Raw genomic sequence first — 14983 nt, 5'->3', positions numbered from 1 at the left:
AGACGCGGACTCAGTTCTGCGCGCGAGCGGCGCCCTCCGTGAAGCCGGTCAACGCTCGTTCGACGGCGTTATTAGACCGCACCAGAGCGGGCGCGGACAGGCCCGGGGGATGGCGAACTTCTGACAAACGGACCATGCACTCACTGGTGGCCGGGCGTGGCAGGTGTCTCCTGCATCAATGCGGCATGTCGGTGAACTGTGGCAGGTTCTTCTCCTTGGCCTGCTCGTGTTGCCATGGTTGCCGTCGCTTGGTGAACATCTCGAGCATCGGCTTGACACGATCCGGATTGTCGAGACTACCCAGCATGACGAATACCGTTCCCGGGAACGCGCCGAGATTGCTGGTGAAAACGCGCGAACCACAATTCGGGCAGAAGTTTCGCTCCAATGGCAGGCCGGAGTTGGCGATGTAGTGGTAAGCCTTTGGCGCGCCGCTGAGCAAGACGAAGTCGTCGGCAGGGACGCCCATGAACGTTGCCATGGTGCCACCCGAGGCTCGCTGGCAATCCAGGCAATAGCAATCTGCGACAAAGGTCGGATCGGTGTCGAATTCGAAAGTGATGGCGCCGCATGCACAGCGCCCCGAATGTTTCTTCGCCATGACCGGTGCTCCCGATGTGTCCATGGACATGCTGCGCCATGGAAGAGTAAATCGGTGCAATGAATTGTGAAGCGACAAGCCGCTGTCCACCGCCAGGTTCGCGACTGCTCACGGGTCGAGGAAGCCGCGCTGCAGCGCTATCATCACGGCATTCGTGCGATCCCGTGCATCCAGCTTGCCGAGGATGCTGCGCATTCTCGATTTCACCGTCTCCTCCGAGATGGATAGGGCACGGCCGATTGCCTTGTTGCCGTGACCTTTGGCCACGAGGCGGAGCACGCTGATCTCACGAGGGGTGAGCGCTTCAGCGCCGGCGTACGCGGCCAGCTGATGAGCTGCTTCAGGGTCCATGACGTGTCGACCCACTACGGATGCCCGGATGGCTTGTACTATTTCGTCTAGGCTGGAGGTCTTCAACAGGTACGAAGTCGCGCCGAGCAGGAGGGCGCGCATGATGCGAGCATCGCCCGGATAACTGGTCAACACGATGATGTTGGCTTGGGGGAATTCGGTTCGGATGTCGCGAATGGCGTCCAGTCCATCCATGCTCGGCATCTGCAGGTCCATCAGGACCACGCTGGGTTGCAGTTGACGGAATTTCTCCACGGCCTCCCAGCCGTTCGTCGCCTCACCCACCATCTCCATGTCCGGTTCGACGGAGACCGCCGCGCGTAATCCGTGGCGCATGACGGGATGGTCATCCGTGATCAGCACGCGGATCATGCCTGCCTGCCCTGGAGGGATGTTCATGGCTCGTTTCCAACGTGGTCCACAACGATCTATCCACCGATTCATCCGCCAGATCAAGCCCCGATCGGGTGAAAACGCCGGCCGCGAACAGGGCATCCTCATCTAGACCGCGGGGTGTGTCGCGCCATGTATGCGCCAGCTAGGTTGTTTCCTCGAATCGCCCGTATGGTGCATGGCAATGAGCCTCAAAGATATCTTTCCTTCCCGCCACGTCCTGGGCTTCGGGACGGCCCCTTTGGGAAACATGTTTCGCGACATCCCTGAAGCCGAGGCGATAGGTACGGTGGAAGCGGCCTGGGAGCAGGGTATCCGCTACTTCGATGCGGCCCCTTTCTATGGAGCAGGCCTCGCCGAGATCCGCCTGGGTAAGGTATTGTCCCGTCACGACCGCGGTGACTACGTTCTGAGCACCAAGGTGGGTCGCATCATCCTCGACGAAGTGGAAGACACCGGCACGCGAGACCTGGGCGAGAAGAGCGGCCTGTTCGCGGCGGGTCGGCCCAACAAGGTGATCAACGACTACTCGGCGGATGCCACGTTACGGTCCATTGACGATAGCCTGCAGCGGATGGGTGTCGACCGGATCGACATCGTTTGGGTCCACGACGTGGCTCAGGACTTCTACGGTGACGAATGGCTTGCGCGCTATGAGGATGCCAGGCGTGGAGCGTTCCGTGCTCTCACCCGGCTACGAGACGAGGGCGTCATCAAGGCTTGGGGCCTCGGCGTCAACCGGGTCGAGCCACTGGAGATTACGTTGGATCTCGAAGAGGCCCGGCCTGACGGCTTTCTGCTGGCGGGCCGATACACGTTGCTTGACCACGCGCGCGCTCTGCAACGACTGATGCCGGCCGCCGTAGCGCAAAACGTCGACATCGTGGTGGGTGGTCCGTACAGCTCCGGCATCCTCGCCGGCGGTACGCATTTCGAATACCAGAACGCGCCAGAGGCCATCGTCGGGAAGGTGAACGCGATCCGCACCCTGGCGTCGCACCACGGCATCAGCGTGAAAGCCGCGGCGCTGCAGTTCGTATTCGCGAACCCGGCAGTGGCGGCGGTGATCCCCGGCGCAAGCCGTCCTGGACGGCTCGTAGAGGATCGCGCCGCGCTGGCGGAAGCCATACCGGACGGTTTCTGGAAGGACATGCGAGAGCAGAGGCTCGTATCACCTGATGCACCACTTCCCATCGACCGCGAGTGACTGGCGCACGTCGCGGGTCATGCGTGGCGCAGGAGGCTCGCCATGAACGAATCGTATTCTTTCGGGCCGTTCCAGTTGATTCCAAGGGCGCGAGCCCTCTACCGCGACGGTAACGAGGTGCATCTGGGCAGCCGGGCATTCGATGTCCTCGTTGGCCTGGTCGAACGTGATGGAGGCGTACTGACTCCCCGCGAGATGATGGCCATCGCATGGTCCGGTCTGTGCGTGAGCGAGGCCAATGTCCGCGTGCAGATCGCCAACCTGCGCAAGGCGCTAGGGTGTGGACGCGACGGACAGCGCTATATCGCCAGTGTCACCGGACGCGGTTACTGCTTCGTGGGAAGCATCGAACAGGTTGTCGCCCGTCGGGTCACGTGACCGCGGCAGTTGCGAATCGTGGTGCCCGGGGTAACGTCAGACCGAACACCACGAGCCCGAGCAGGGTGAGGCCGAAACCGGCCCATACCGCGGACAGGAACCCGAAGCCCGAGGCGACGGTCAGTCCACCGGCCCATGCTCCTATCGCGTTGGAGGTGTTCAACGAGGCCAGGTTCATGGCACCCATGAGGGTCGGCGCCTCGGGAGCAAAGTGGTTGAGGCGCACCTGGAGCGTGGGGATGGCACACATCATCGCTGCGCCGACCCCGAACATGGCCGGCATCTGTACCCATGGATTCGCGCCGAACATGGCCAGCATAGCCATGACGACCAAGGCACAGGCAAAACCGATCACCAGCCCCCTGGCGGGGAAGCGATCGGCCAGGCGGCCCCCGAACAGGTTGCCGGCGGTCATGCCGAAGCCGAACATCGCCAGGGCGAACGGTATCCAGTCCTGGCTCAGCCGCGCCGTTTCGGTGACCAGCGGCCCAATGAACGTGTAGACGGCGAAGATGCTCGAGACACCGAGGGCGGCAACGACCATCGTGATCCAGACCTGCGGTTTGCGCAGCGCCGTGAGCTGCTGCATTACCGGGCCACCGTCCAGCGCGACGGTACGGGGAACCCAGCCTAGCAAGCACAGGAGAGCCAGCGTGGCGATCGCCGCCACGGCAAGATAAGTATCGCGCCAACCAAGGTGTTGCCCGAGAAACGTCGCCAGGGGAGAGCCGACGATGGTGGCGATCGTCAGCCCCATCATCACCAGAGCGAACGCCCTGCCACCCTTGCCGGGGCCGACCACGTAGGACGCGACTACCGCACCCGCGCCGAAATATGCTCCCTGCGGCAGGCCGCTGATGAAACGCGCGACGGCGAACATGACCAGGTTCGTGGACATCGCGGAGAGGACGTTGCCGGCGACGAAGATGACCATCAGCCACAGCAGAAGCGGTTTGCGGTTCATCCGCGCCGCGGCGATCGTCACCGCGGGCGCTCCGATGACGACACCGAACGCATACGCGGTGATGGCATTGGTCGCGGCGGGAAGGCTGATTTCGAGGCTTGCCGCGAACAGCTGAAGAATGCCCATGCTCGCGAACTCCGACGTCCCGATGCAGAAACTGCCAAAGGCGAGGGAAAACAGGATGAGGCCACAGCGTCGGGCCACGCGCGGTTCGGCGTTGTGGACATCGACGGCGGCGCACTGCGCTTCGAAAGCCTTGTTGTGCATGGTCATTCTCCTCGTGCCGAGGCTGATGGAGTTCTTCCCCGCGAGGAAACAACTATCACGGCGCTCGGATGGGAGCACGTTAAATGACGCAAAGAGTGGCAAGCGCCGTGGGCTGTCGTGCCCGATAGGCCGGGTGTCAGCTTGTCGGGTTACCGTCGTTGCGAAGGCGAGCCCGTTTGAGCGGTAGTCGCAATGGTGCGGTGAGTTCGATCGTCGTTCCGCCCGGCATAGAACGAATCGACAGGTGGGCGCCTATTCGCTCCGCACGCTCGCGCATGCCGGCGATGCCCCAATGACCCGTGGTTTGTGTGTTCTCGAGGATGCCGGGGGAAATACCCACGCCGTCATCGGTCACGCGCATGAGGATGTCGCGTCCCCTCATTGAGAGCTCGAGGAAGATCCGGGTTGCTTCGGCGTGGCGCAAGGCGTTGATGAGACTCTCGCGGCAGATGGCCAGGATTTCATCGCCCAAAGCCGGATCTATAGGGTGGTCCGGCACGTGTGCAACCGTCTCCACGGACACATCGGACGCATCCTGCAGGACACGTGCGAGATCGAGGATGGCGGTTACCAAGTCGTGGGTCGAATCGAGACGGGAACGTAATTCCTTGACTCGATCACGTCCTTCGATGATGAAGTCGCCGGCGATCTGTAACGTCCCTTGGATATCTTTCTTCAGGACATCGTCGTCCTTCATCGCGGCAGCGATGGCCTGGAATTTCAGGACGATGCCGTAGATCGCCTGCAGCAGCGTATCGTGCAACTCACGAGCTATGCGTTCGCGTTCCTCGTGTCGCGCGCTCGTCTGCAGCCGTATCGTACGTGCGACATAGCGCACGCGCAGTACGTAAGCGGTACCTACGATGGCCGCCACGAGCAAGGCCTCGAAGAGGTGGAACCACCATGTCTGGTAGTAGCGGGGACGGATGGTGATGGAGAGGCTCGCGCCATGTTCATTCCATATCCCCTGATCGTTGGACGCGATGACATCGAAGCGGTACGTGCCCGGGGCAAGATTGGTGTAATACGCTTGGCGGCGTGTGCCGGGATCGGCCCAGTCAGCGTCTTCGCCGACCAGGCGGTAGCGAAACCGTACACGGGTCGGTGAGGTGAGGCTTAGCGCCGTGTATCCGAACTGTAGGGCGCTCGTGCCGGCGGGAAGAACCATGCCATCGCGAGGTTCCAGGCGCCGGTCGTTGGCCAGGACCGACTTGATGTAGACGGGTGGTGGAATGAGGTTGCGTCGTCCATGGGACGGATCGATCCAGTACGCGTTCTCGTTCGTCAGGAACCAGATGCGCCCCGTGGCACTGCGCTGGATGGTGGTTACGGGCTGACCTTGCCGTGCACTCCCCTGGATGCCATCGCGGAAATCGAAGCTGCCCATCGCCGGCCGGTACGCTGGGTCGGCAAAGGCACGCTCCAGTTCGGCCGCCGTGAAATGCAGCAAGCCGCGCCCCGCGTTGATCCATACGTCGCCGTTCGGCTCTTCCACCATACCGGTGATGCCGGTCAGGGCAGGGAAATCCCGGTTGGTCAGTGATACGAGGCGGCCGTTGCGCAACGTCGCCAGTCCCGCGCTTCCGCCAAACAGCACACCGAAGCGACCGGTAGCCATGGCCGACACGGTGCCGATCTCTTCGCCGGGGCGGAACCTGAAGACCTGCTCCGCGCCCCGGTCGTCGAGGTACAGCAGCGTACTGTCGGCATATCCGAACCATGTCGCACCGGCCGCGTCGACAGCGATGCTCGTTGGGCTGACCTCAAGTCCCTTTGTCCTCAAGGCCTGTGCATGCCAGGTCCCAGCCTTGAGCTGGTAGATGCCCAATCCCTCGATTGACGCCCAGATAACACCATGCGGCGCGGGCGCGACAAACTTGAGACGTGAAGCATCGAGCCCGTTTGGAAGCGGCAGTTTTTCCAGATGCCCCTCGAGCGAGTGAAAGAGGTCGTGGAAGCCGATCACCCATAGCGAATCATCGCTATCCCTGAACGTGCTGAGGATGGCATCGGATAGGCCCGTGATTTCGGGCTTTACCGTATCTTCCTCGAGTTTGTAGATGGTATCGAAACTTGACAGCCACAGCTGTCCCACGCGGTCGCTGGAAATGCCGAGGTGAGCCTTCGGCTCGACGTTGAAGTCATGCAAGGTTCCCACCTGGCTCAGGTGGTAGCTGTCGATGCCGATGCCCGTTCCCACCCAAATGGTGCCTTCTGCATCGACCGTGACCGCAATGGCATGGTTCGACGTGAGTTCCAAAGGAGCCTTGAACGTGTCCGCTACGGCTGAAGCGGGGATGCTTGCGCCAGCCGCCGGCCACGCCTTGCGCGGTACGTGGAAGACGGATGCGTTGTCACGCGACGTCGCCCATAAACCGCCGCCACGGTCAAATGCCATGCGCGCCGCCGCGTACTCGCCGGCGGCGGGAAGGGGCGTCGAATCGGGGAGGTTCGGGTGAGCCGCCGAAAGTCCATCAAGACGCCGTGTGCCGTAGAGATGATCGCTCGCCCATAACCGGCCTCCACCATCGACTCCCAGGACGGCTCCCGGTGCCAACGGAAAGTTGGTTGACGCGAACTGCCGTGCGCCCCTAGGCAGGTAAACCAGGCGGTCAACCGCGGCGACCCACAACGTCCCATCATGATCGACGACAACCCAGTCGGCCCGATCGGCGGGATAGTTCCAGTTCGCGCCGACGGCTTGCCAGCGACCTTTCGAGAAACGTCCCAGCCCCTGTCCCGTGGCGACCCAGACCTCTCCATCCAGCCCTGACGAAAAATTATTCACCCATCCGGCCGGAAAGCCGTCCCGGGTACTCCACGAACGGACATTTCCGTCCTTGAGGAGAGTGGCTCCTCCATCATAGGAGCCGATCCACAAACCGCCATCACGGGTGAAATGGAGAGCCGTCAGGTTGGTGGACACGAGGTGTTGTCCCGACGGTGGCTGATAGCGACTGAACTCGACGCCGTCGAAACGGTAGAGCCCGGCTCCCGTGCCCAACCAAAGGTAACCGTCCGGACCTTGTGTCATCGCGCAGATGGCAGGTGGTGCGCCATCTTTGATCGTCCACGACTGATGCACGTACTGGGACGGCTGTACCCCTTCCGACGACTGTGGTTCTGCCTGGGCAGCCAGCAAACGGCCCGCCGATCCCAGCGACAGCGCAAGCATGATGAGGGCGGTCTTGAGGGGCACGTGGCCTCGCTCTTCAAGGGACCTGTCGCGGTTTATATAGGAACGGTGCGACCGTAGGATTGCCCGAAACCTCCTTCGACGGCCAGTTCGCCCCCCAAGATCCGAGTGAGCACAAGCCGCCGTCATCTGCGCGAGTGTGACGTCCCGCTAGCCGTCGATAAGCCCCGCACGAACCGCATCGGCCACGTCTTCAGGAGTGTCCAGGCCGCGAGCCAAGGCGTCGCGACGAATGGCCGCCGGATGCCCGCCAGCCCATAGGCGGCGGAAGGCGGCATCGCCACGGAGCGCACCTGCCTGGGCCAGCGTCTGTGGACGAAGCAACGCCGGTGGACCCAGGGCATCTCCATAAGCCGATACCACGTCACAGCTGCCGTCATAGGCGACCAGCAATTTGTCGAGGTGCTCCTGGGTGAGGCAAGGCTGGTCAGCCACGGCGACCAGCAAGGGGTATGACCGGCCGGCCAGTGCCGCCGCCGCGCGACGCAGGGACGAGGCCACGCCTTCTTCCCATGTAGGGTCGAACAGGATGGCGGTACCGGTCACCAAGGGAGCCAGCCGTTCGGCATGCGCGCCCAACACCACCATCAGATGGGTCGGGCCGGTGGCCTTGACCATTCGGACGGTACGCTGGAGCAAGGTTTCACCGGCGACCGTCAGCAGTTGCTTCGGCGTGTCCAGCCGATGATTGCCCTCGGCAGCCATGATGACCGCGTCGTGTGCTTCGCATCCACGCATGTGTATTCCGAAAAAGGCGATGAGCCAGGCTCTAACGTACATGCCCGCTCTCTTCGAGAACAAGCTTGCACAAAACCACCCGGCGACATTCCAAACGTTCTATCTTCCCATGCGGCCGCCACATACCCTCCGCCTTCCCACGGCGAAACGTCCATCGGAGGCGCGGTAATACATCATGACTCGAACGCAAATTCTCCTTGCCACCCTGTCGCTGGCGATCGTGCCGGCCGCCTTCGCTTCGACGCGGGACTTCTCGGTCGGTCCCCAATACGACACGACCCATGTGTACGTCGCCGCCGCGGATCTGGACGCCTTCGTCCGTAGCTTCGCCGCCACATTCGCCGGCCAGTCGACGACCCCGGTGGTCGTCACGGTGACCCCGACTCCATCGAAGACGACCTCGCAGGTGGTTCGTACGCCCTCCGGCGCGATCTCCGTATTCGGTTTCCAGACGCCGGTACCGTATCCCTTCGGGCAGGAGCGCACGGGCTATCTCGTCACCGACGTGGACGAAGCGGTCAAGGCTGCCAACGCCGCTGGCGCCGCGACCCTGGTGGCGCCTTTCGACGATCCCATCGGCCGCGATGCGGTGGTCACCTTTCCCGGTGGCGTGAACATGCAGTTCTACTGGCACACGAAGAAAGCGGAGTCCGCGCCGCTGGACCATGTGCCGGAGAATCGCATCTATCTCCCGGTCCAGTCGGCGGACGCATTCGTGAAGGCATTCGTGGCGTTCGCGCATGGCAGGGTGCTCTCGGACGAGCGCCACGCATCCGCGGTGGAAATCGGTCGCGGCGCTGGCACGTACCGGCGTATCCGTCTCGTCTCGGGTTTCGGCAGGGCGACGGTGCTGGTGACCGACGGCCACCTCGACTGGCCTTATGGCACCGAACTTGCCGGTTATGAAGTCGGCGACCTCGATGCCACGCTTCGCCGCGCACGTGACAGCGGAGCGACGGTAGTCGTGGAAGCGCACCCCGAAGGCGACCGCCGCGCGGCCATGGTCAGGTTTCCCGGCGGTTATGTCGCGGAGGTCCATGGCGTGGTGAACTGAAAGGGTTGGTGATATCTACCGGCTCGCGCGTGCGAATGCCTGTCGATACTTCAATCGCAGCCAAGAAGCTCATCTTCTTGCCCCACTACCGCTTTTGCCGGAACAGTGCATCCTTGCGCGTCGAAGCAACCGACGTGCCATCTTTGTCCTGAAAATCGACATCAAAAAAACGTGATGATTTTGTGAGATAGACGTCACGATTTAGATCGTGCATATCTTTCCTGTAGGAGTAATTGCGCTATAAAAAAACCACGGGTCATGTCCCGGCTTCGATGCCGGCTGAACCATGGAAGAAAGCTGCAGGGGGAGTAGCTCACGCGATGGATAATTCGTACCCATCCAGGTGGATTAGCGAGCGGAATTTCCGGACAGGCCATTGCCTGGGCCGAAACCATTCCAGCGTTCCCCGACCCGGAAGCTCCCGGTTTCCCCTAATGGCGGCCCAGCACCCCCCGCCCACTGCACGCTCGCGATTACGACCAAGCTCGATCTGAGCCTTCTCGTCGCCCGACGGGACGCATGACGTCCGTGCGCGTTCGCGCGCGGCCGTAAATAAAAACCTCCAACCCTCCACCCGGACGCGTTCCTGCGTTCGCGGCCCTTTGCGCGCCTGCGTTTCAGTTCCCAACCACGTTCCCCCGGTGCATCAGCCCCTGCAGAAGGAAATCGTATGAACAAGATACATAGCAAAGTCTGGAACCGCGCGCTGAACCAGCTCGTGGTCGCTTCGGAGATAGCGACGTGCCACCGCGGTGGCAGCTCGGGACAAGGCCGGCACCGATCCCCATCACGCGGCCTCGCCCCCATGGCCTTGACCCTGTTGCTGGCGACAGGGTGGATCGGATGGAGCGGATCGGCGGCGGCACAGGCGGTCGACTGCACGGCGGCGCCTTACAACGCCTATAACAGCACCGCATCGTGCATGGGCTATGGGGCTGCGAGCAGCGGCATCGGGGCAACGGCTATCGGGTCGCTGGCAAGAGCCAACGTATTGGGCGCCCTGGCGCTCGGCTATAGCTCGACTGTCAATGCCCAGAACGGAATAGCCGTTGGCTTCGGCGCCTATTCCAATGCCATCAATTCCGTTTACATCGGCGCACGTACCGCTAACGGCACGGGTGCGCTCGCTGGTGGCGCCATCGGCGTAGGCACCGACGTTACCGCTTCGGGCGCCAATTCGATCGCTATCGGCACCCAGTCTGCGTCGACCGCCGGCCAAGGTGTCGCCATGGGCATCAACTCGCGCGCCACGGGAACGGCCGCGACCGCGATAGGTCCGGCCGTCACCGTCGCCGGCGTGGGCGCGGTAGGCATGGGGAACAGCGCGTCGGTTGATGCGAACTCCGCCAACAGCGTCGTCATCGGCAGCGTGGCGAAGGCGGTCGGCGCCCAGAACGCGGTCGCCCTCGGTACGTCCGCCGCGGCCAACAATGGACAGGCAACGGCGGTCGGCGGTTTCACGGTAGCGACGGGGGAAGGAGCGACAGCCCTCGGCCTTTCGTCGCAAAGCGTATTCGCCCACGCGACCGCCATCGGTTGGCAGGCCTACTCGACCGCCCTCAATGCGGTCTACCTCGGATCTCGCACCGTCGGGACGGGCGCATCGGCCGAATCGGCCATCGCCATCGGCACGGACGTGAGCTCGTCGGGCCTCTACTCGATCGGCATGGGCTTGCAGGCGAACGCGAGCCAGGCCGACGCCATCGCCATCGGCAGGCAGGCGAAGGCGACGGGAATCAATTCCATCTACGTAGGTGCACTTCAAAGTGGCGTGGCGGGCGGCGGTGCCACGGCGAACAACGCCATCGCGCTGGGTATCGATATCGTCGCCAGTGGTGTGGGTGCGGTCGGCATAGGAAACTTCACGCTGGCGTCGGGCACGAACAGCACCGCCGTGGGCGGCAGTTCCGCGACGGCGACGAATGCGCTGGCGCTGGGCCGCGCGAACACCGCATCGGGGATCAACAGCGTGGCGGCCGGTACGTCGTCACAGGCGCAGGCGGCCTCCACGGTCGCGATCGGCGATACGAATACGGTTGCCGCCGGTGCCGGTGCGGGTTCGTTCGCCGCGGGTCACAACTCGCAGGTGCTCGGTGGCCTGGGTGCGGTCGCGCTGGGCGAAGCGCAGACCGCCAACGGCAACGGCGCGGTCGCCATCGGCGATCCGAACTCCGCCATCGGCAACGGCGCCGTGACCGTTGGCTCGAACAACACGGCGAATGGCGATGGCGCGGTGGCGGCCGGTAACGGCAATAACGCCCAGGGTGTCGGCTCCGTCGCCCTGGGCAACGCCAGCAGCGCACTCGGCGCCGGCTCGGTAGCCTTCGGCAACGCGGCCACGGCGAACAACGCGAACGATGTCGCGCTGGGCTCCGGTTCGACCACCACCGCGGCGGTCGGCACGACGAGTGCCTCCATCAACGGTACGACCTATGCCTTCGCGGGTACGAACCCCGGAAGCACGGTGAGCGTCGGTGCCGGGGGTGCGGAACGCACCATCACCAACCTGGCGGCGGGGCGCATCGATGGCGGCAGCACCGATGCCATCAATGGCTCGCAGTTGTTCGCGACCAATCAGGCCGTCGGAACGTTGGGCACGAGTGTCACCAACCTCGGCAATACGGTGACCAACCTGGGCAACACCATCGCCACCACGATCGGTGGCGGCACCACCTACGATCCCAGCACAGGCAACATCACCACCAGCGTCACCTATGGCGGCAACACCTATAGCTCGCTGCAGCAGATCTTCAACCAGATCGGTGGCGACGTGACCGCGGGTGCCGTGCATTACTACAGCGTCAACGATAACGGCACTCCTGGCGGGAACTACGCCAACGACGGCGCCAGCGGCCTCAACGCGCTGGCGGCGGGTGTCGGCGCCACGGCCACCGCCGACAACGGCACCGCGCTCGGTCAGGGCACCGGTGTGTCGGTACTCGGTGGCGTGGCGCTGGGTTCCGGCGCGGTATCCGATCGCGCGATCGCTCCCACCTCCGGCTCGATCCTCGTCGGCACCAACGTCATTCCGTACAACACCACCGACCGCAATCTGCTCGGCTCGGTATCCGTGGGCAATGCCACCGACTTCCGCCAGATCACCAACGTGGCGGATGGTACGGAGGACCAGGATGCCGTGACGCTGCGCCAGTTGAAGGGCGCGATGAGCTCGTTCTCGGTCACGCCGATCAAGTACTTCCATGCCAATTCCACGGCCGCCGACTCGTTGGCGGCAGGTGCCGAGTCGGTGGCGATCGGTCCGCAGACCACGGTGAACGGCGACAACGGCATCGGCATGGGCAACGGCGCCATCGTGCAGCAGACGGCGCCGGGTGGCACGGCGATCGGCCAGAACGCCACGGTGAACCTCGCCGATGGCGTGGCGCTGGGTACCAACGCGGTGTCCAACGGCATCCAGGCGTTGGCACTCGGCCCGGGTTCGCAGGCGGCGTTCGCCGGCAGCGTGGCACTGGGTGCGGGTTCGTCGACGGACGCGGCGGTGGGTACGGCCAGCACGGTGATCAACGGCACCACCTATGCCTTCGCGGGCACGACGCCGGGTTCGACGGTCAGCGTGGGCGCGGTCGGCGCGGAGAGGACCATCACCAACGTGGCGGCCGGCCGTGTCGACGGTGGCAGCACCGACGCCATCAATGGCTCGCAGCTGTTCGCGGCCAACCAGGCGATCGGCACGGTGGGTACCAGCGTCACCAATCTCGGCAACACGGTAACGAACCTGGGCGACACCATCGCCACGACGATCGGCGGTGGCACCACCTACGATCCGGCCACCGGCACGATCAACACCAGCATCACCTACGGTGGCAACACGTACAGCTCGTTGCAGCAGATCTTCAACCAGATCGATACCGGTGGCATCAAGTATTTCCACGCCAACTCCAACCTGGCCGATTCCCTGCCGAACGGATTGAACAGCGTGGCGATCGGTCCGGTATCGACGGCCAACACGGAAAACGCCGTGTCGATCGGTAACGGCGCCACTGCCGGTGCCAACGTGGGCGATGTGGCTTTGGGTGCGGGAAGCACCACGGGCACGGTGGTGCAAACCGCCAGCGGAACCATCGCCGGCAACACCTATGCCTACGCGGGGACCACGCCTGGCAGCACCGTGAGTGTCGGTGCGGTGGGTGCCGAGCGCACCATCACGAACGTCGCGGCGGGACAGGTGAACGGCAACAGCACGGATGCGATCAACGGCTCGCAGCTGTTCGCCACCAACCAGGCACTGGAAACCTTGAACGACACGGTGGCCGCCAACGCCATCCACTACTACAGCGTCAATGACAACGGAACGCAGGGCGGTAACTACGCCAACGACGGTGCGACCGGCATCAATGCACTGGCGGCGGGCGTCGGTGCGACGGCCACCGCGGATAACGCGACAGCCCTGGGCCAGGGCACCGGCGTATCCGTCTTGGGCGGCGTGGCCTTGGGTTCGGGTGCCGTGTCCGATCGCGCGATCGCTCCTGCCTCCGGCTCGATCCTCGTCGGCACCAACGTGGTTCCGTACAACACCACCGACCGCACCCTGCTCGGTGCGGTATCCGTGGGCAACGCTACGGATTTCCGTCAGATCACCAATCTGGCGGACGGCACGGAGGACCAGGACGCGGTGTCGTTGCGTCAGCTGAAGGGCGCGATGAGTTCCTTCTCGGTCACGCCGATCAAGTACTTCCACGCCAACTCCACCGCTTCCGATTCGTTGGCGGCGGGTGCCGAGTCGGTGGCGATCGGTCCACAGACCACGGTGAACGGCGACAACGGCATCGGCATGGGCAACGGCGCCATCGTGCAGCAGACGGCGCCGGGTGGCACGGCGATCGGCCAGAACGCCACGGTGAACCTCGCCGATGGCGTGGCGCTGGGTACCAACGCGGTGTCGAACGGTATCCAGGCACTGGCCCTGGGCGCGGGTTCGCAGGCGGCGTTCGCCGGCAGCGTGGCACTGGGTGCGGGTTCCTCAACGGATGCGGCGGTGGGTACGGCGAGCACCACGCTCAATGGCACCACCTATGCTTTCGCGGGCACGACACCGGGTTCGACGGTGAGCGTGGGCGCGTTGGGCGCCGAGCGCACGATCACCAACCTGGCGGCCGGCCGGATCAGTGGCAGCAGCACCGACGCGATCAATGGATCGCAGTTGTACGCCACCAACCAGACGCTGGAGTTGCTCGGCTCGCAGATCATCAACCTGTCCAATGTCGTCAACAACTTCCCGACCGGAGGTGGCGGCAGCACGACCAACAATACCTACCAGAACAGCGGGGACAACAACACGCCCTCGACCGCCACGGGCGACAACAGCACGGCGATCGGTGCGGGTTCGTCGGCCACGGGTGACAACAGTGTCGCGATCGGCGCGGGCTCGGTGGCCAACCAGTCCAACACCGTCTCCGTCGGTTCGGTGGGCAACGAACGCACCATCACCAACGTGGCGGCGGGGGTGAACCGCACCGACGCGGTAAACGTGGGCCAGCTGGATCAGGCCATCGAGAGCGCGAAGAACTGGACCAAGGACTATGTCGACCAGCGCTTCCAGAGCGTCGACCGTGACCTCAATCGCATCGGCAACCGCGCCAACGCGGGCATCGCCTCGGCGATGGCCATGTCGAGCCTGCCGCAGGCCTACCAGCCGAACCAGAACGCGGCGGCGGTGGCGGTGGGCAGCTTCCATGGCGAGACCGGCATCGCCGTCGGCATGTCGACCATTACCGAGAGCGGACGCTACGTGCTGAAGCTCAACGCCACGACCAACTCGCGCGGCGATGCGGGCGCGGGCGTCGGCGCGGCCGTGGTGTGGTGAGGAGCGAACC

At 64.0% G+C, this 14983-nt stretch carries 9 protein-coding genes; 4 read left to right on the top strand and 5 right to left on the bottom strand.

The genetic code is table 11. The annotated features are described in order from the left end of the window. Positions 1-175: 175 nt before the first annotated feature. Positions 176-601, bottom strand: a complete 426-nt coding sequence (locus ACR9Y6_RS15050; protein ID WP_481282014.1) for a GFA family protein — start codon at positions 599-601, stop codon at positions 176-178. 108 nt (positions 602-709) lie between these two features. Further along, a complete protein-coding gene (locus ACR9Y6_RS15045; RefSeq protein ID WP_481282013.1) occupies positions 710-1351 on the bottom strand; it encodes a response regulator in 642 nt (213 codons plus the stop codon). Positions 1352-1529: 178 nt separating this feature from the next. Here ACR9Y6_RS15045 and ACR9Y6_RS15040 point away from each other — a divergent pair, with 178 nt between their 5' ends. Both ACR9Y6_RS15040 and ACR9Y6_RS15035 read left to right on the top strand, forming a co-directional pair. Continuing rightward, complete coding sequence (locus tag ACR9Y6_RS15040) at positions 1530-2552, top strand: aldo/keto reductase (protein ID WP_481282012.1); 1023 nt, start codon at positions 1530-1532, stop codon at positions 2550-2552. A gap of 42 nt (positions 2553-2594) precedes the next feature. After that, on the top strand, positions 2595-2930 hold the full coding sequence (locus tag ACR9Y6_RS15035) for a winged helix-turn-helix domain-containing protein (RefSeq protein ID WP_481282011.1): 336 nt from the start codon (positions 2595-2597) through the stop codon (positions 2928-2930). Here ACR9Y6_RS15035 and ACR9Y6_RS15030 read toward each other — a convergent pair. The 3 genes from ACR9Y6_RS15030 to ACR9Y6_RS15020 form a co-directional block, all read right to left on the bottom strand. Next, positions 2923-4161: an MFS transporter gene (locus ACR9Y6_RS15030; protein WP_481282010.1), complete on the bottom strand. Its 1239-nt coding sequence runs from the start codon at positions 4159-4161 to the stop codon at positions 2923-2925. The genes ACR9Y6_RS15035 and ACR9Y6_RS15030 overlap by 8 nt on opposite strands. A gap of 136 nt (positions 4162-4297) precedes the next feature. Further along, entirely contained in the window at positions 4298-7360 is a 3063-nt protein-coding gene (locus tag ACR9Y6_RS15025) for a sensor histidine kinase (RefSeq protein WP_481282009.1), read from the bottom strand. Between the two features lie 147 nt (positions 7361-7507). Continuing rightward, positions 7508-8095: a nucleotidyltransferase family protein gene (locus ACR9Y6_RS15020; protein ID WP_481282008.1), complete on the bottom strand. Its 588-nt coding sequence runs from the start codon at positions 8093-8095 to the stop codon at positions 7508-7510. Between the two features lie 175 nt (positions 8096-8270). On the opposite strand from ACR9Y6_RS15020, the gene ACR9Y6_RS15015 reads away from it, so the two are divergent. Continuing rightward, positions 8271-9149, top strand: a complete 879-nt coding sequence (locus ACR9Y6_RS15015; protein WP_481282007.1) for a VOC family protein — start codon at positions 8271-8273, stop codon at positions 9147-9149. 670 nt (positions 9150-9819) lie between these two features. Further along, the gene (locus ACR9Y6_RS15010; RefSeq protein ID WP_481282006.1) at positions 9820-14973 is read left to right on the top strand and encodes an ESPR-type extended signal peptide-containing protein; all 5154 of its coding nucleotides are present in this window, start codon (positions 9820-9822) and stop codon (positions 14971-14973) included. Positions 14974-14983 lie beyond the last annotated feature (10 nt).

This window comes from Luteibacter sp. TLI7-4A, from assembly GCF_056754745.1.
Note: the sequence above shows the minus strand (reverse complement) of the source record. Positions and strands in the feature narration are given on the sequence as shown.